The organism is Roseateles sp. P5_D6 (assembly GCF_054049415.1).
This window is the reverse complement of sequence record NZ_JBFUMK010000009.1, coordinates 1-16,407: the sequence shown is the minus strand read 5'-3', so window position 1 is coordinate 16,407 and position 16,407 is coordinate 1. Positions and strand designations below refer to the sequence as shown.

At 67.6% G+C, this 16,407-nt stretch carries 15 protein-coding genes; 5 read left to right on the top strand and 10 right to left on the bottom strand.

The window, feature by feature from the left end:
• Nucleotides 1-622: 622 nt before the first annotated feature.
• Nucleotides 623-1,261 carry an FMN-dependent NADH-azoreductase gene (locus ACXJKM_RS13760; RefSeq protein ID WP_457352989.1) on the bottom strand — a complete coding sequence of 213 codons (639 nt, stop codon included), beginning with the start codon at nucleotides 1,259-1,261 and terminating at the stop codon, nucleotides 623-625.
• A gap of 103 nt (nucleotides 1,262-1,364) precedes the next feature.
• Between ACXJKM_RS13760 and ACXJKM_RS13755 the strand changes: the two genes are divergently transcribed.
• Nucleotides 1,365-2,252 (top strand): LysR substrate-binding domain-containing protein, encoded by an 888-nt coding sequence (locus ACXJKM_RS13755; RefSeq protein WP_056201739.1) that lies wholly within the window; start codon nucleotides 1,365-1,367, stop codon nucleotides 2,250-2,252.
• 145 nt (nucleotides 2,253-2,397) lie between these two features.
• Here the strand turns inward: ACXJKM_RS13755 and ACXJKM_RS13750 are convergent, their stop codons facing one another.
• Nucleotides 2,398-2,565, bottom strand: a complete 168-nt coding sequence (locus ACXJKM_RS13750) for a hypothetical protein (RefSeq protein ID WP_457352987.1) — start codon at nucleotides 2,563-2,565, stop codon at nucleotides 2,398-2,400.
• Here ACXJKM_RS13750 and ACXJKM_RS13745 point away from each other — a divergent pair.
• On the top strand, nucleotides 2,558-3,463 hold the full coding sequence (locus tag ACXJKM_RS13745; RefSeq protein ID WP_457352985.1) for a hypothetical protein: 906 nt from the start codon (nucleotides 2,558-2,560) through the stop codon (nucleotides 3,461-3,463). The two genes, ACXJKM_RS13750 and ACXJKM_RS13745, sit on opposite strands and share 8 nt — an antisense overlap.
• On the opposite strand, the gene ACXJKM_RS13740 is transcribed toward ACXJKM_RS13745, so the two are convergent.
• The 4 genes from ACXJKM_RS13740 to ACXJKM_RS13725 all read right to left on the bottom strand — a co-directional run bounded on the left by ACXJKM_RS13740 (nucleotide 3,464) and on the right by ACXJKM_RS13725 (nucleotide 8,427).
• Nucleotides 3,464-4,711: a hypothetical protein gene (locus tag ACXJKM_RS13740; RefSeq protein WP_457352983.1), complete on the bottom strand. Its 1,248-nt coding sequence runs from the start codon at nucleotides 4,709-4,711 to the stop codon at nucleotides 3,464-3,466.
• A 125-nt stretch (nucleotides 4,712-4,836) separates the two neighbouring features.
• The gene (locus ACXJKM_RS13735) at nucleotides 4,837-5,613 is read right to left on the bottom strand and encodes a GH12 family glycosyl hydrolase domain-containing protein (RefSeq protein WP_457352981.1); all 777 of its coding nucleotides are present in this window, start codon (nucleotides 5,611-5,613) and stop codon (nucleotides 4,837-4,839) included.
• A gap of 194 nt (nucleotides 5,614-5,807) precedes the next feature.
• Nucleotides 5,808-7,433, bottom strand: coding sequence for an alpha/beta hydrolase family protein (locus ACXJKM_RS13730; RefSeq protein WP_457352979.1), 1,626 nt, complete (start codon nucleotides 7,431-7,433; stop codon nucleotides 5,808-5,810).
• A gap of 118 nt (nucleotides 7,434-7,551) precedes the next feature.
• Nucleotides 7,552-8,427: a LysR family transcriptional regulator gene (locus ACXJKM_RS13725; protein WP_457353260.1), complete on the bottom strand. Its 876-nt coding sequence runs from the start codon at nucleotides 8,425-8,427 to the stop codon at nucleotides 7,552-7,554.
• Nucleotides 8,428-8,566: 139 nt separating this feature from the next.
• Here ACXJKM_RS13725 and ACXJKM_RS13720 point away from each other — a divergent pair, with 139 nt between their 5' ends.
• The 3 genes from ACXJKM_RS13720 (at nucleotide 8,567) to ACXJKM_RS13710 (ending at nucleotide 11,413) form a co-directional block, all read left to right on the top strand.
• Nucleotides 8,567-9,745 (top strand): acyl-CoA dehydrogenase, encoded by a 1,179-nt coding sequence (locus ACXJKM_RS13720; RefSeq protein WP_457352977.1) that lies wholly within the window; start codon nucleotides 8,567-8,569, stop codon nucleotides 9,743-9,745.
• Nucleotides 9,746-10,016: 271 nt separating this feature from the next.
• A complete protein-coding gene (locus tag ACXJKM_RS13715) occupies nucleotides 10,017-10,748 on the top strand; it encodes a DUF6445 family protein (RefSeq protein ID WP_457352975.1) in 732 nt (243 codons plus the stop codon).
• A 206-nt stretch (nucleotides 10,749-10,954) separates the two neighbouring features.
• On the top strand, nucleotides 10,955-11,413 hold the full coding sequence (locus ACXJKM_RS13710) for a YybH family protein (protein ID WP_457352973.1): 459 nt from the start codon (nucleotides 10,955-10,957) through the stop codon (nucleotides 11,411-11,413).
• Nucleotide 11,414: 1 nt separating this feature from the next.
• Here ACXJKM_RS13710 and ACXJKM_RS13705 read toward each other — a convergent pair whose 3' ends face one another.
• The 4 genes from ACXJKM_RS13705 to ACXJKM_RS13690 form a co-directional block, all read right to left on the bottom strand.
• Nucleotides 11,415-12,197, bottom strand: coding sequence for a glutaminyl-peptide cyclotransferase (locus tag ACXJKM_RS13705; RefSeq protein WP_457352971.1), 783 nt, complete (start codon nucleotides 12,195-12,197; stop codon nucleotides 11,415-11,417).
• 4 nt (nucleotides 12,198-12,201) lie between these two features.
• On the bottom strand, nucleotides 12,202-12,543 hold the full coding sequence (locus tag ACXJKM_RS13700; RefSeq protein ID WP_457352970.1) for a low molecular weight protein tyrosine phosphatase family protein: 342 nt from the start codon (nucleotides 12,541-12,543) through the stop codon (nucleotides 12,202-12,204).
• On the bottom strand, nucleotides 12,540-13,928 hold the full coding sequence (locus tag ACXJKM_RS13695; protein WP_457352968.1) for a TolC family protein: 1,389 nt from the start codon (nucleotides 13,926-13,928) through the stop codon (nucleotides 12,540-12,542). Before ACXJKM_RS13695 ends, ACXJKM_RS13700 begins: the two co-directional genes overlap by 4 nt.
• 170 nt (nucleotides 13,929-14,098) lie before the next feature.
• On the bottom strand, nucleotides 14,099-16,114 hold the full coding sequence (locus tag ACXJKM_RS13690; RefSeq protein ID WP_056201775.1) for an ATP-binding cassette domain-containing protein: 2,016 nt from the start codon (nucleotides 16,112-16,114) through the stop codon (nucleotides 14,099-14,101).
• Nucleotides 16,115-16,407: the final 293 nt, after the last annotated feature.

Sequence of the window (16,407 nt, the reverse complement as noted above, 5' to 3'; positions counted from 1 at the left end):
CTCTTGGATGCTCTGGACGGCCTGCGCGCGGGATAGCAATTCAAGCATGCGGCGTGTGTCACTAGGGCGTTGCCGCGATGTGGATAGTGCGTATGTCGCGACTTTGGCTTAACGCGTGAGGTCCAGCGGGGAGTTCGCCCCCGCGGGCGACTCGCTTTCTTGGGCGCCCAAGGAACCGAAGGTTCGGCGAAGTCAAAGTAAGCAAAGAAGCTGCCCCGGTTCCGCCGCCCCTCGCGTTGCGAGGGGTTCCCTGTGCGCCGTGCCGCTTGCAGGCGGCATGTCCTTCGACAGGCGTCGCGCAGCACGCAGGTGCTGCGCTCGGTCCCTCCTCAGTCTCGGTCGCCGAGACCTGGGCAAAACTCCCGCCGCTACGCTCTGGTCAAACAGTTGCGCGGAGTCAGTTCACGAAGCGTGCTGCGCACGTGCCTCGGCGCCCTGCGATGCTCTGCGGCTCCTTCGTGGGCCTTTAGATTAAGGGACTGACCCCGATCCGTGCGATCCGCGATCTGATCGACCCCGATCCGATCTGGTCGCGCAGCAAGGGCGACTGATCGTCGCCATCGGCGCCCCGCGTGCGACGAAGGTGTGTAGCAACCCGGCTCGCGCGACTCGACCTCCCCCTTCAATCGAGGCCGTCCACTACGGCGATCGCTTCGCGCCGGGCCGACTCCCGAACGGATGCGTTTACCTCCGGTCCGTAAAGCGTCTTGTCCACCGTGATGGTGTTGATGCGCTCTATGCCGACGAACTTCAGCCAGGCTTCGAGATAGGGCTTCTGAAAGTCGAGCGAGTGGAAGCTGCCCACGCCGTCCGCGGCATAGTCCAGTCCTCGAGCCAGAACCAGCGTGGCGGCCTTGCCGCCGAGCAAGCCTCTCGCTCCTTCCTCCGGGGAAAAGCTGAACAGGATGTCCTTGTGGGACACCGCATCGATCAAGTGCTTCAGCTTGTAGGGGATGCCGAAGTTCCACAGTGGCACCGACAGCAAGATGTGATCGGCCGCGTGAAACGCTTGGCCAAGTAACTTCACGCGCTCCCACGCATGCTGCTGCACCGGTGTCAGAGGCGTGCCGTTGATGCCGGCGTACTTGGCTTCCAGCAACTCGGCAGAGACTTCAGGAAGGTCTAGCGACCAGAGGTCGAGCGTAACGACTACGCTTTTCGGGTGCCGCTGCTCGCAACGCTGAATGAACGCTTTCGCCACGTCGATGCTGGCCGATTGGGTCTTGCGAGGGGAGGCCTCGATGTACAGGAGGTGTTTCATGGAGTGTGGGCTGGAGGTCCGAGACGGAACGGAGAGTAGGCATAACCTCCTCAGACCTCAATCAACTTAATATGAGACTTTTCAGAAGTAATCTCACTGAATCATGCTCATTGATCCGCAGCTCCTCAGGAGCTTTGTCTCTGTTGCCGATCTGGGGAGCGTCTCGCGTGCCGCGGAGCGAGTGCGTCTGACGCAGTCGGCGGTCAGCGCCCAGATCAAGCGACTGGAGGCTCAGCTGGGATGCCGCGTCTTCGCGCGCACCACCCGTTCGCTTCGGCTGACAGCACAGGGAGAGGTCCTGCTGGGTTACGCAAGGGGCATCCTCACGTTGAACGATCACGCCGTCCTTCATCTGGGCGCTGCGCGGCGCATCCGCGATACGGTGCGCATCGGCTGCTCGGAAGGCCTTCCGGCCGATTGGCTGTTCGCTGCGCTGACTAGGTTTCGCGAGAAGTACCCCGAGGTCGAACTGGAAGTCACCGGAGGAATCAGCATTGCGTTGTCCGAGCTCACGCGGCGGCGCGCATTGGACATCTCGATTGGCGGGCGGTGCGGCGGCTCCGGTGTGGGCGAACTCCTCTGGAGCGAACCGCTGGTTTGGGCCTTCTCGGAGCGCTCCTTCCTGAACCCTGCACGGCCTGTGCCGATGGCCTTTCTCTCCGAGCCTTGTCCCTACCGTGATGCGGCGCTTGTCGCCCTGGCAGGGCATCGGCGACGCTGGCATATCGCACTGACGGCCCAGAGTTCCGGCGCCTTGCTGGCTGCGGTGGCATCGGGCTTTGCGGTAACGCCTCTCACGCCGTCCCTCATGGCAACGGGTTTGCGCGCTGTTCCGACGGGGGACATCCTTCCCGACCTGCCCCGTGCGGAGTTCACGATGCAGCTGCGCGAGGGCCGACTCGGCGAAGCGGCAACCGAAGTGGCAGCCGACATTCGCCACGCCTGCCATCGATGGCTTGGATCGCTCCAGTTGAGGCCTGGCTTCGTCTAACGCAAAAGCCTCAGCACCCCGCCTGATCAGCTGCAAAAATGTACGTTCGTGGCGAACGGAATGCGATTTGCATGCGCCTGCCGACATGCAACGGCCCTCGCCGTCGGAGAAGCTGAAAGCGAGGATCGGGGTCAGGTTTAAAGTTTTAAGTCTTGCCGGGCATCGTGCGCGCCCGTTTGCCCGCGAGCAATTCATCGTGCAGGTAGAGGATGTGCCGGGCGCGACCACCGCCTGTTGCCGTTGACAGGCCAGCGATGCAGGCGCAAAACGGGACGTTGCCGGATTCGGCACGCGGGGAGCGCAGCATGAACATCGACGTTTCGCGAGCGGTTCGCAGCTCTTGGCTTCTTGCCGCACTTGTAGGCCTCCTGCTCTGTACGCCAGCGCTGGCCGACCCCGTGCCGGTGGTGCATTTTGAGCATGAGGACGTCGACAAGTTCGGTGATCTGTCTCAGAAGAATGTGGCTCCCTGTCCCAACATGGCCTGCGGGCCGGTGGCAGCCGTCAACTCCTTTGTCTTCCTGCAGCGCGAGTACTCCCTGATCTACGGCTCCAAGCTGATCCCGGCAGTCGATGGCACCAAGCCCACTCAAGCCGAACTTATTGCGGTTGCCGCCGACCTGGCGAAGAACTACATGGACACCTGCTGTGAGAAGGGCACTCACATCACGAACTTCATCAACGGCAAGCAGAAGTACTTCGACACGGTGGCGCCCAACACCACTGTCATCCACGGGCAAGTGAAGGACTGGGATCCGGTTGAGGGCGGTGCCAAGCCCGACAACATCGACGAAACCAACCCGACGCCGCAATTCCTGCTGAACGAGTTGAGCCACCACCAGGATATCGAGCTGCTGCTCGACTTCGGCACCGACGGTGGCCACTACGTCACGCTGACCTCTTTGTTCTGGAGCGACGACGACGGCGACGGAAGCATCGACGCCGGTGAGGCCGCGAACATTGGCTATATCGATCCGGAGGATGGCAAGTCCACCAGCGCACGCCTCGGCGAGTTGGCGGGCGCCCTGACCGTTCAGTACCTCAGCCCGGTCACGGGCAATGTGCGCAGCGGCACGATCTTTGCCGCCATCGCGGAGTCGCCCGAGCACCGCACCAACCCTGAACCCGCAAGCGCGGCCCTTGTGCTGGCGGCGTTAGCGGCCGTGTGGTGCGTCAGGCGCCGGTCGGCCACTGCAGACCGAGGGGGATGACTACCAACTCGCCTGGAATGAATCCCCGCTGAACCGGCTATCACCCGTGACCACGCCCATGTCCACGAACTCAAAGTCCGACGCCCGCAGCGACTTCAAGTTCGAAATCGTCGCGTCCTGCCACTGCGCACTGGGCTCGCCCTGCACGTACAGGTCGGAGCCGATGTCGGCGACGTACAGGCCATAGCGCTGCATCGCCACCGCAACAGCCTTGGCCTGGGCGCTCCAGGAGGCCGGCGGTACGAAGCTGGCCTTCAGGCGCAGCACGGCGCCAAAGGGCACGCCGCCGGCCGTCTCGCCGCCGGCGTGATGGCGCGCCGGCCAGACGTGGCTGCGGGCCAGTACGCTGTCGCGCAGCGTGACGCGCAAGGCATGGCGGATCTCACCGGCGCTGGCTTCGTTTGCCCGCGCCAGCAGCGGCAGCATGGGCAGGCCGGCGGCGTCGCCCGAGGTCCAGGTGTCGGGGCGCATCGCGTTGCTCTTCAGGTCCCACGCGGCTGTCGAGTAGCTGTACCACTGCGCGTTGAGCTTGAAGCTGGCGTAGCTCTCCCACAGCCGGCAGCTGCCTTGCTCGACCACCAACACATGGCGGTCGCCGCATTGCTGGGCGTCATTGCAGGCGCCGCCCTCGGCCTTGAGCAGGTCGTCGCGCGGGAAGGGGAAGCGGCGGTTGGGCGCGGTCAACGTCGTGCAGTCGCGGACGAGGCTGTAGCCGCCGCCCACGGGCGCGGCGCAGTCGCTCTCGTCGGGCGCGCCGTCGCCACTGCCCGCGCGCGGGTCGGTGGGATTGAAGGCCACCGTCGGCCAGCTGGTGGTGGCCGTGGCGGCAGTGCTGCCGTCCACCACGTTGTACGGGATGCCGTAGTAGTCGGCCGGCTGCTGCTGGTTTTCGCTGGTGCCCCAGTCGGGATGAAATGACCTCGTCGCGCCGATGCTGGTGATCCACGCCGCGCTGCTGGCGTGCGCGGGGAAGCGTTGCGCGTCGTCGATGCGCGTGTTGAACACCGCCGTGGCGGGGAAGACGTCGCAGCCGCCGATCTGCGGCGCGGCGCCGGGCGCGGGGGCAGGCGTGGGAGCCGGGGCAGGGGCCGGCGGAGGTGGCGGCGGCGCAGGAGAGGGCGTGGGAGCGGGCGATGGGGCTGGCGGCGGCAGGGGGCTGCCGCCACCGCCGCCACAGGCCGTCAGGCCGGCGGCCGTGGCCAGCAGGACGAGCCCGCCGATGCTCTTTTTGATCGGGTCGCTTTGCATTTGTTCTTCTTCAACAGGGCGCCGGCCGAAGTGCCGGCGGCCATGTTGAAACAAGTGCGTCGCAGCGAGCACGCCCAGGTGTACGGGGATGTAAGCGCGGCCGTGTTGGCCGCGCTTTGCCTCGGCTACCTCACGGTGACGGAGAAGTTCCTCGACCCGAAGTTCATGCCGCCCGACGACGACGTGATCTCGAAGCCGTACTGCACATCACCCACGACCAGGTCGGCCATCCAGCCGAGGTTCCTCAGGTAGTTGAGGATGCCCAGCACGTCGATGGTCGTGTTGTTCGTCTTCGAGGTGCGCAGGAAGGAATAGACCATGTTGGCGCCGTTGTTGCCGCGGTAGACGTTCCAGGTCGAGCCGCCCACGTTCACGTTGGTGTAGACGGGGATGGCGCAGCCTTGCGCGTTCCAGTTGTAGGAGATGGGTTTGACGTTGCCGCAGCCGGCCGCGGTGCCGGTGTAGTTCAGCCACAGCATGATCTCGTGGGCGTTGTTGCCCACCCAGACGTCGAAGGTCGACGACCAGGCGCCGCCGGCCGGCGTGGTGGCGGCGATGGTGGACGACAGCTGCGACAGCGAGCTGATGGTGCGGTTGACCGCGTAGCCGATGTGCGGGTACGACTTGATCCCGCCAGTGTTGGGCTGGTCGGACCAGACACCCCAGTCGGCATTCGAGTTGACCCAAATGGTCTGCGGGCCGACGGCGGCACCGCCGCACGGGCCCCAGACGTCGTTGTTGAAGTTGTAGCTGCCGTAGTTCCAGCTGGCGAACAGGTTGGGGGCCGAGCAGGATGACGTGGCGGGCGAGGAGGCCCCCCAGGTGGCGGCCTGCGCGCCCGGGGAGGCGAGGGACATGACGACAAAGGCGGCAGCGCCCAACGCGCGGTGGATTGATTTCATATGTCTCCGTTATGGTTGAAAGGGTCATCGCCCATGACCGCTACCTTGTGAATGGCAGCGTTGTCATGGGCAAATAAATTCGAGCCGCGAACAATTAGTTCGACCATCGGGCTTACCCGCTGATGTGAAACAAGTCGTCGGGCCGGCTCCGCTTCGCCGTCGTATGCGAGCGTGCGCTTGGAGCGATCAGGCGGTCAGCGCTTGTCGGTACCTTGCCCGGTCAGCCCGTGCGCCTTCAGCCAGCGCACCAGCGTGGGAAAGTAGTCGGCGTGAAAGCCCGTCGTCGTGGCCGCCTTGTGGCCGCTGTCGAGGTCGGTCGCCCACAGGCCGTGGGCGGCGTGGTCGAGGAGAGTGATCTGGTGGTCGCGGTTGCCGGCTTGCGCGAGGGCCTGGCGCAGCAGCGCCACGCTGCGCTCGACCGGCACGAAGGCGTCGCGGTCGCCGAAGACGGCGAGCATGGGCACCTTGACCTGGGCGTAGGACGGCATGGGGTCGAAGTACCAGAAGGTCTGAGCGCGCCGGCTCGGCACGTCGGGCAGCTTCTCGTGGAACTCCACGAGGTGGGCCCAGCGCGCGTCGAGCTTGGTGCGCGCCGCGTCCTGCAGCCACTCGCGGCCTTCGCCGGTCTTCACCCAGTGCATCAGGCGGCGCTCGTAGTCGGCCGCTTCGGCCACGTCCGCGGCGCTCAGGCCTTCGTTGCGGGCGCTGGTTTCGACGCGATAGATCTCCTGTTCGGCAGCGGTGACCGACGGCCCGGACTGGGCGATGACGAAGGCGACGTCGCTGCTGCGCGCTGCCGCGATCGGGGCGACCCAGCCGCCCTGGGAATGGCCCCAGACGCCGATGCGCTGCGGGTCGACGCCCGGCGTCTGCTTGAGCAGCCGGACGGCCGCGACTGCGTCGTCGGCCAGGTCGGTGAGGCCGGTTTCGCGCACGTCGCCCTTGGACTCGCCGACGCCGCGCTTGTCGTAGATGAGGGCGGCCAGGCCCTGGCTGACGAAGAACTCGGCCTGCTGGCGGTAGGCCTCGCGCGGTGCGTCGGTGGACATCGGCGACAGCACGACGGCGGCATGCGGGCCGGGTGTGGGCGGCAGCATCAAGGTGCCACCCAGGCTCAGCGCCCCGTTGGTCCAGCGCATCGGGCGCTCGACGATGTCCACCCGCTCGCCAATCTGCGGCGCGGCGCCGTTCTCGCTCCACAGCAGCCGGTCGGCCTGGCCTTGCGCGGGCAGGCGCTTCAGCGTCAGGCGCACCGGCCACGGCGATTGAAGCGACGGCCCCGCGGTGGCCTCGCCCGCGCCGCGCTCGAACAGGAAGGCCCAGCGGCCGGTGCCGAACTCGATGACGGTCGGCTGCGGGAAGTCGGTGAAGGACCCGATCGACACGAGCCGGCCATCACGCAGCCGATACAGGCCGGGTGTGATGGCGGGCTGCGGCGGCGTCGCGACCTGCACCATCGACAGGCGGCAGCTGTCGGTCGCCGCGGAGAGCAGTGCCTTGCCCTCGCGCCGGGCCGTGCAGGAGCCACCGCCCATCGCAGCCGGCAACGTGAAGCCGATGCGGCCATCGCCCATCGTTGCGCCGGGCAGCGGCTGCCAATCGCCACCGGCGTTCACGCCGCCGCCGGGCATGGCATAGGCCAGGCGCGGCTGGTTGTCGACGAGTTCGGTGCGCAGGCGCCAGAAGGAGGGGCGGCCGGCCACCTCGATCAGGCCGGCCCATTCGCCGCCGGTGGGTTCAGCATGCGCGCCGGCCAGCGGGGCGAGCAGGAGGGAGAGCAAGGCGGCGCCGAATCGGGCGCAAAAGCGGGAGCGGGTCATGAAAAAAGTTGTCGGATCAGTCGAACGAAGCCTGCATCTTGCTCAGCCGGGGCCGGCGGCGCTGCTGCGGTGCGACAGATTGCGGGATGGCGGCGATGAAAAGTTGCACCGGGGCCGGTCAGCTCGCTGGCCGTGCGGCCAGGAAGCTTTCCCGCAGCACCGCCTCGGCATCCTTGCGCCACGCCGCAAACACCGCAGACGCCTCGATGGCTTCGGCCAACGGCCGGAACACCGCGCCCTGCACGCCCGCGCGCTGGAAGGCGGCCGGCACGATGCTGATGCCCATGCCCTGCGCCACCAGCGACACGACCGACAGCCAGTGCCGCCCTTCGTGCTGCAGCCGCGGGTAGAAGCCGTGCTGGCGGCAGATCTCGACGATGCGGGCGTGGTAGTCGGGCGAGCCCTTGCGGGAGAAGAGGATGAAGGGCTGGTCGCTCAGCGTCGCCAAGGGAATCTTCTTCAGCTTGGCGCTCGGGTGGTTGGCGGGCAGGCAGGCGAGGAAGGGTTCGCTATAGAGCGGCTGCGAGGTGAGGGCGGGCGGCAGGCGGTCGGTGTGGACGAGGCCGAGGTCAAGCTCCTCGCGGAGCAAGGCCTCGATCTGGTCCTGCGAGTTCAACTCGATGACGATCACCTCGACCTTGGGATGGCTGGCCTGGAAGGCCTGCAACCAGGCGGACAGGCCGTTGAACAGCGTGGAGCCGACAAAGCCTAGGCGCAACCGCCCCACCTCGCCGGCCTGCACCTCACGGGCGAGGGCGCAGGCGTCTTCGGCGCGGTCCAGCAGGGCTTGCGCGCTGGTGCGGAAGGCGTCGCCCGCGGGCGTGAGGCGCACGCCCTTGCTGTCGCGGTCGAACAGGCGGGCGCCGACGCTGGCCTCCAGCTGCTGGATGGCGACCGACAGCGGCGGCTGCGAGATGGCCAGGCGCTGGGCGGCGCGGCCGTAGTGCAGCTCCTCGGCCAGGGCGATGAAGTAGCGCAGGTGGCGGAACTCCAAGGAGCGGGTAACGGTGTCGATAGGCATTGCGAATCGTCGAAGTCGTTTCTTGAATTGGACACGAATCGGGCCGCGGCGCAATACTTCTGCCATTCGCGCCCGGCGCTTTTGCCGGGCGTTGCTCATTAGGACGCGCACCATGGCCACCAAGGCAAGCTTTCACTGGGACGACCCGCTGCTGCTGAACGAGCAGCTCACCGACGATGAACGCATGGTGCGCGACGCCGCCGCGGCCTACTGCACCGACCGCCTGAAGCCGCGAGTGCTGGAGGCCTTCCGCAACGAGAGGACCGACGCCAGCATCTTTCGCGAGATGGGCGAACTGGGCCTGCTGGGCCCGACCATCCCCGCCGAATACGGCGGTGCCGGCCTGAATTACGTCAGCTACGGCCTCATCGCCCGCGAGGTGGAGCGTGTCGACTCGGGCTACCGCTCGATGATGAGCGTGCAGTCGTCGCTCGTGATGGTGCCCATCAACGAGTTCGGCAACGAGGCCACCAAGCAGAAGTACCTGCCCAAGCTGGCCAGCGGCGAGTGGATCGGCTGCTTCGGCCTGACCGAGCCCAACCACGGCTCCGACCCCGGCTCCATGATCACGCGCGCCCGCAAGGTCGACGGCGGCTATGAGCTGACCGGCAGCAAGATGTGGATCACCAACAGCCCCATCGCCGATGTGTTCGTCGTCTGGGCCAAGGACGACGGCGGCCAGATCCGTGGCTTCGTGCTGGAGAAGGGCGCCAAGGGCTTGAGCGCACCGGCCATCCACGGCAAGGTGGGCCTGCGCGCCTCCATCACCGGCGAGATCGTCATGGACAAGGTGTTCTGCCCCGAAGAGAACGCCTTCCCCGAGGTGCGCGGCCTCAAGGGCCCGTTCACCTGCCTGAACAGCGCGCGCTACGGCATCGCCTGGGGTGCGCTCGGCGCCGCCGAGGACTGCTGGCACACCGCCCGCCAGTACACGATGGACCGCAAGCAGTTCGGCAAGCCGCTGGCCGCCAACCAACTGGTGCAGAAGAAGCTGGCCGACATGCAGACCGAGATCACGCTGGGCCTGCAAGGCTGCTTGCGCCTGGGCCGCATGAAGGACGAGGGCACGGCCGCCGTGGAGATCACCTCCATCATGAAGCGCAACAGCTGCGGCAAGAGCCTGGACATCGCCCGCATGGCGCGCGACATGCTCGGTGGCAACGGCATCTCCGACGAGTTCGGCATCGCCCGCCACCTCGTCAACCTGGAGGTCGTGAACACCTATGAGGGCACGCATGACATCCATGCGTTGATCCTGGGGCGGGCGCAGACGGGGATTGCGGCGTTCTGAGAATTGGAAGGCTGGGGCGTCCCCTGCAGGCTGGACGACCGGCGCCAGCGCTGGCCTCACCTATCATTCTGGACACCGCAGTTGACGGGCCGTCAGCCGTGTTGGCTCACCGCCATGTTCACCCGTCGAAAGACAACGCTGCCAGTACGCTGGCCGCGTAGCTCCTTCCTTTCGGGCAGAACTGCGCACCTCGCCATCGCAGCCCTTCGGACGAGCCCGCCGCGGTTTCCAGGATGAACGAACACAAGACAGGTTGGGGAGGACCGCCGTGTTGACAGAGTGGCTGGACGCCGAGGGTCGTTTTTTTCATCCCGAGCCGCAAGTGCGGGTCGTGCCTCTGCCGCATGGCAGCCACTGCGTGGTGGTGGACAACGTCCTGGCCAATCCGGAGGGCGTGCGCCAATGGGCGGCCTCGCAAGCTTTCCGGCCGCCGACGCACTTTCCTTATCCGGGCTTGGTGCTCGACGCGCCAAAGGTGCTGGGCGAGCGGATGGCCGATTTCTTCGCGGAGCATGCGCGCGCGCCGCTCGGTGGTCGTCGCACGCTGCATCAGGAGGCGCGGCTGTCATTGCTGAACACGCCTCCCGAGGCGCTTGATCACCGGCTTTGGCTATGCCACCGCGACGTTGTGCTCGTCGACCGAAGTTTGTTGTGCGCAGCCAGTGTGCTGTATTTGTTTCATGACCCCGCGCTGGGGGGGACCAGCTTCTATCGCCCACTGCGGGACCCGCAAGAGATCGACCGCGTGCTGGAGGACAGTTTCAAGCTGGACGGCCCGACTTTCAGTGCGCGCTACGGGTTAGAGCCGGGCTACATGAAAGGCGACAACGCGCATTTCGCGCGTGTGGCCAAAGTCCTCGCAGTCTGGAACCGCGCCATCTTCTACGACGGCTCCCTTTTTCATTCGCCTGACGTGGATCAGCCCACGCTGCTGAGCTCCGACGCGCTTCAAGGCCGCCTCACGCTGAACGGTTTTTTTACGTGCAAGCGCCAGGCGGCGTGAGCGGCAGCTCACGCTCGGCGGACCGGCCAGTACTTCTGGATCCGGCCCGCGTCTACCGGGGAGCGGGTGACGAAGAGGGGCGAGCCGTGGTTGCTGCCGATCCCGGGTGCCGAGCAACACGAGCAAGACCGCAAACGCGCTGGGTGACTTGAGGCAGGGCGTGGCCCGCGAGGCATGCTCGCGGCTTCCAGAAAACGGAGAAGCCGATGACCACCCGCCGCCATGCCCTGCTTGCCGCCGCCACGCTGCCTGCCGCTGCTTCGGCCGCGTCGGAACCAGGCTGGCCGTCAGCCGACGAAATCGCCAGGCGGGTCGAAGAGGCTCGCGCCGCCGAGACCGCCTTTGCCGCGGCCTTCGCAGCACGTGACGTGGCGGGGTTTCGGCGCATGCTGGCGCCCGACACCATCTGGATGGGCAAGGCGCCGCTGCACGGTCCCGACGCCGTCATGGCGGCCTGGAACGGCCTGCTGACTTCGCCCAAGCCGCCCTTCAGCTGGTCACCCGACCTGGTGCTGGTGCTGCCGAGCGGCGACCTAGCCCGCACGACGGGCCCGGTGCTGGACCCCGATGGCAAGGTGACGGCGCGCTTCCAGTCGGTGTGGCGGCGCAAGCCGGCTGGCGGCTGGGAGATCGTCTTTGACTTCGGGACCGAAGTCTGCCGTTGAACTATTTCCTGGTCAGCTGGATCTCGAACAGCTTCGGCCACAGCTTGCCGGTCACGAACAGCCGCTTGGTCTTGGCGTCATAGGCAATGCCGTTGAGCACCGCATCCGGGCTGCTGCGCAGGTTGTCAGGCAGCAGGCCGCTCAGGTCGATCCAGCCGGTCACGCGGCCAGTCTTCGGGTCGATGCGGGCGATGCGGTCGGTTTGCCAGATGTTGGCCAACACCTCGCCGTCCACCCACTCGAGCTCGTTGAGCTGGTCGACGGGCTTGCCGTCGGCCGTCACGCGCACGCGGCGCAGTTCCTTGAAGGTCAGCGGGTCGAGGAAGCGCAGATCGGGGCTGCCGTCGCTCATGACCAGCTCGCGGTCGTTGTGCGTCAGGCCCCAGCCCTCGCCGGGGTAGGAGAACTTGCGCCAGAGCTTGAAGGTCTTGAGGTCGAGCACATAGGCGGTCTGCTCCGTCCACGTGATGCCGATGAGGCGGTCACCCCATTGCGAGATGCCTTCGCCGAAGACTTCGGCCGGCAGGTCCACCTGCTGCACCACCTTGCCGGTCTCGATCTCGACCTTGCGGATGCTGGAGCGCCCACGCAGGCCGGTGCCTTCGAACAGGAAGCCGTCGTGGAAGAACAAGCCCTGGGTGAAGGCCTGGCCGTCGTGCGGGTAGCTCTTGACGACCTTGAAGCCCTGAACCGGCGTGGCGGCGATGACTGGCGCCGTCAATGCCGCGGCGATCAGCGCGAGGGCAGCGCGCCGCTGCAGAAAAGAGGAGGAGGTAGAACGCATGCCGTCAGCCTAGCCGAAGCAGCGGGGGCACAGCTGTCTGCAACAGTTCGACCAGTTCGGGGTCCATGAAGCGGTAGTCGTCCGGGATGTCCAGCACATGCAGTTCCTTGCCCGCCAGCGATGCGGCGTGGTCCTGCATGAGGCGCGACCGGTGCTTGCTTTCCATGACGAGGATGACGTCGGCCCACTCGAGGTCGGCAGCGCTGACCTGCTTGCGCGCGCTGGCGCTGGTGCCGGCCGAGCGCACGTGCAGGGCCGGGTGGCGGCGGAAGACCTGCTCGGCCGTCGGGCTGCGCCACTGGTTGCGGCTGCAGATGAAGAGGACCTTGAGCCTGTCTGGGCTCATGCGCCGCCAAGGGACTTGAACAGGGCCGCCTGCCTGACCCATTGCTGCAGCCGCAGCCGGATGCGTCCCTGCTCGGCGTCGAGCACGGCGCTGCGCGTCTGCAGCCAGTCGGCGCGGGCCACGGCGCCCACCTCGTAGCGCAGCGCGGCCAGGCGCTCGTTCTCGGTCGCCTCGCGCAGCCGGCCTTCGTTGGCGGCAAGCTGCTGGGCCACGCGCTCGGCCTCGATGCGCTGGGTCTCGATGTCGGCCAGCGCGCGTTGCAGCGTGTCGCGCAGGGTCAGTGCGGCCGCGTCGAGTTCGGTGCGGGCGCCGTCGCGCTGCAGGGACAGGCGCTGCCAGTCGATCATCGGCACGATGAGGTTGGTGCCGAGAGACGCCAGCGGCTGCGACAACCAGTCTCGTGCATGGCTGCCGCCAGTGCTCAGGCCCGCGGAGAAGGACAGGCGCGGGTAGCGGTCGGCCTCGCTGACGCGCAGCCGGGCCAGGGACGCATCCACACCGAAGCGGGCCTTCTGCACATCCGGGCGGCGCGCGAGCACCTCGGCGGGCTCGGCCAGGCGCCAGCGTGGTGGCTCACCCGCCGGCAGCGCAGCCTCGGGCGAGGGGCCGGGCAGGGGCTCGTCGAGCAGCAGGGCCAGGATCTGGCGCTGCAGCTGCGCGTCGGCGGCAAGGTCCGCCAGTCGCGACTCGGCGGCCTGCACATTGACCGCGATCTTGTCGAGCTCGATGGGCAGCAGCTTGCCTTCACGCACGCGCTGCCGCGTCAGCTCCAGCGTCTCGCGGGTCAGCGCGAGCTGGGTCTCGGCCAGCGGCTTTTGCGCGCGGATGGCGGCCAGCGTCCAGTAGGCCTCGGCCACCTGGCTGCGGATGGACAGGCGGGCGGCCTCGATGTCGGTGCGCGTGGCTTCGGCATTGGCGCGCTGGGCGGCCGTGCTCTGGGCCAGGCGGTCCCACAGGTCGAGTTCGTAGCCGACGCCGACGGAGGCGCCATAGCTGCGGCTCCAGCCGGTCGAGGTCGTTACGGGAATCGTCACGCCGCCGACCTCGACGTTGCGCGTGCTGCTCTGCGTCTCGATCGGGCGGCTGGCATTGGCCGACAGGCTGGCGCTCGGAGACCAGCGCAGCGCGCTCTGCTCGGCCAGCAGTTGCGCTTGCTTCCAGCTCAGCGCGGCGCGGGCGATGTCGCGGTTGGCCTCCAGCGCCCGGGCCTGCAGGGCGGCGAGCTGAGGGTCCAGCAGGCCGGCCCAGTCAGGCGCCACGTCGCCGCTGCCCAGGCTCCAGGCGGTGGGCACCAGTACGTCAGGTGCCTTGGCCGCGGGGACGACGGCGCAGCCGGCCAGCAGCAGGGCGGCGGCCAGGACGATCAGGGTCTGTCTCGTTTTCATATCAGTTGTCCATTCGCCTCGCGTCGCATACCTCGTGAATCTGGCGGGACGAGCGACGGGCCGCTCCCTAGCCGGCCCGCTCTGGCGATGTGCTTGCGGCTTGATGCCGCAAGCATCGCCGTCCCCTCGGGGGACCGGCCAAGGTTCTCCTTGGACGAGGGGCTCCATTTCTACTCCCGTGCCAGCGCGTCGACCGGGCTGAGAGCCGCCGCACGGCGCGCGGGCAGCGTGCCAAACACCAGGCCTACGCCGCTGGACACCGCAAAGGCCACGCCGAGTGCCGCCCAGCTGATGACCACATGCAGATGCTGCTGGGCCGCGTTGACGGCCTGGGCCGCCAGCCAGCTCAGGCAGACACCCACAAGGCCGCCCAGGATGCACAGCACGACGGCCTCGATGAGGAACTGCAGCCGCACATCGCCCTGGCGCGCGCCAACGGCCATGCGGATGCCGATCTCGCGGGTGCGCTCGGACACTGACACCAGCATGATGTTCATGACGCCCACGCCGCCCACCAGCAGCGAGATGGCCGCGACGCCAGCGAACAGCGCCGCCATCGCGCTGGTCACGCTCTGGAACTTGCGGAACTCCTCTTCGCCGTTCCAGGTGCCGAAGTCCTCGCGGCCGTGCAGGGCCTTGAGGCGGTGGATGATCTGCTCGCGCACCTGCTGGGGCGGCACGGTCAGGTCCAGCAGCACGTCGAAGTTGTCGACGTCGGCGCGCGCGTCCAGCTTGCGCGAGAAGGTGGTGTGCGGGATGTAGAGCTGGCCCAGCCAGCTGCCAAAGCTGAAGGCGCCGCCCTCGGGTGCGACGACGCCGACGACCGTGAAGGGCAGGGCGGCGGTGGGCGGTGGCGGCGCGCCTGGCTGCTGGGCGGCCTGGGCGTCAGGCGCCATGCCGGGGTTGACGAAGACGAGCTGGCCCAGTGGTGACTCGCCTTTCTTGAACAGCGCGTCGCGCGATTTTTCGTCGAGCACGATGACCTGGCTGCGGGTCTCGTAATCCATCGCGCTGAGATAGCGGCCCTGCACGAGCTTGAGCTTGCGCGCCTTCAGCGTGGCCGTGTCGCCACCGATGGCCTCCAGCATCGCGTCGCGCGACTGGTGGCGGGCGGTCAGCTGCATCTGGCGGTTCAGTGTGATGCTCTTGACGCCATTGAGCGCGCGCAGCGAGTCGATCTCGTGCGGCCGGAAGGGTTGGGGCACGGCGCCCGGCGGCAGGGCGGGGTTGCCGCGCCAGACGGGGATGCGTCCTGAGATCAGGCTGCTGAGGTCCGTCTCGATGGAGTCACGGGCGGCGGTGGTCAGCGCGACGATGCTGACGACGGAGGCGATGCCGATGCTGATGCCCAGCATGGACAGGGCCGTGCGCAGCCGGTTGCCCTTGAGCGCCAGCAGGGCCGTCGCGACGGCCTCGCGCCATTGCACCTGCAGGCGGCGCAGGCGGCCGCCTTCCTTCACGGGCGGCGCATCGCTGGGCAGTTCGGTGGGTGCGATGTGGCCGGCCGGCGTGCCGTTGTCGGCGACGACCTTGCCGTCCTTCAGCTCGATGACGCGCCGCGCATGAGCCGCCACGGCGGCGTCGTGGGTGACGAGGATGATGGTGTGGCCGCGCTGGTTCAGCTCTTCGAGCAGGCGCAGCATCTCGGCGCCGGAGGCCGAGTCCAGCGCGCCGGTGGGTTCGTCGGCCAGGATGATCTGGCCACCGTTCATCAGCGCCCGGGCGATGGACACGCGCTGCTGCTGGCCGCCCGAGAGTTCATTGGGCCGGTGGTGCAGGCGGTCGCCCAGGCCCAGCCGCTCCAGCAGCGCCCGCGCCCGCCCGCCGCGCGCACCGGTGCCGACGCCGGCATAGACGGCGGGCAGGGCGGCGTTGGCACGCGCGTCCAGGTGGGGCAGCAGGTGGTAGCGCTGGAAGATGAAGCCGAAGCGCTCGCGGCGCAGCGCGGCGAGTTCGTCGGGGCCGAGGGTGCTGGCGTCCTTGCCGTCGATGACGAAGCTGCCGCTGGTGGGGTTGTCCAGGCAGCCCAGCACATTCATCAGCGTGCTCTTGCCCGAGCCCGACTGGCCCATGATGGCGACGAACTCGCCAGCCTCGATGTTGAGGCTGACGCCGTCGAGGGCGGGGACGTCGATTTCGCCGAGTTGATAGTGGCGGGCGACGTCTTTGAGTTCGATCAGAGGCATTGCGGGGCCTCCGGCTGCGGTGTGTTCTTGGCTAGGCCCATGCCGGGACGTCGCCCCGGCGGGCGACCTTCTTTTTGAGCGACCAAAAAGAAGGCAAAAAGTCGCCCCTGCGAAACCGGCCCCTTCGCTGCGCTGCGGGGTTCCCTGCGGTGCTCAGACCTTGAGGCCCCGTGCGGAACTCCCTCCGCTACGCTCCGGTCAGACAGCCGCACGGAGTCAGTTGACGAAGTGCGCTTCGCGCACGGCCTCAAGGCCCTGTGCTCCTCGGCGGCGCTAAAAGGGGGGTGATTGAG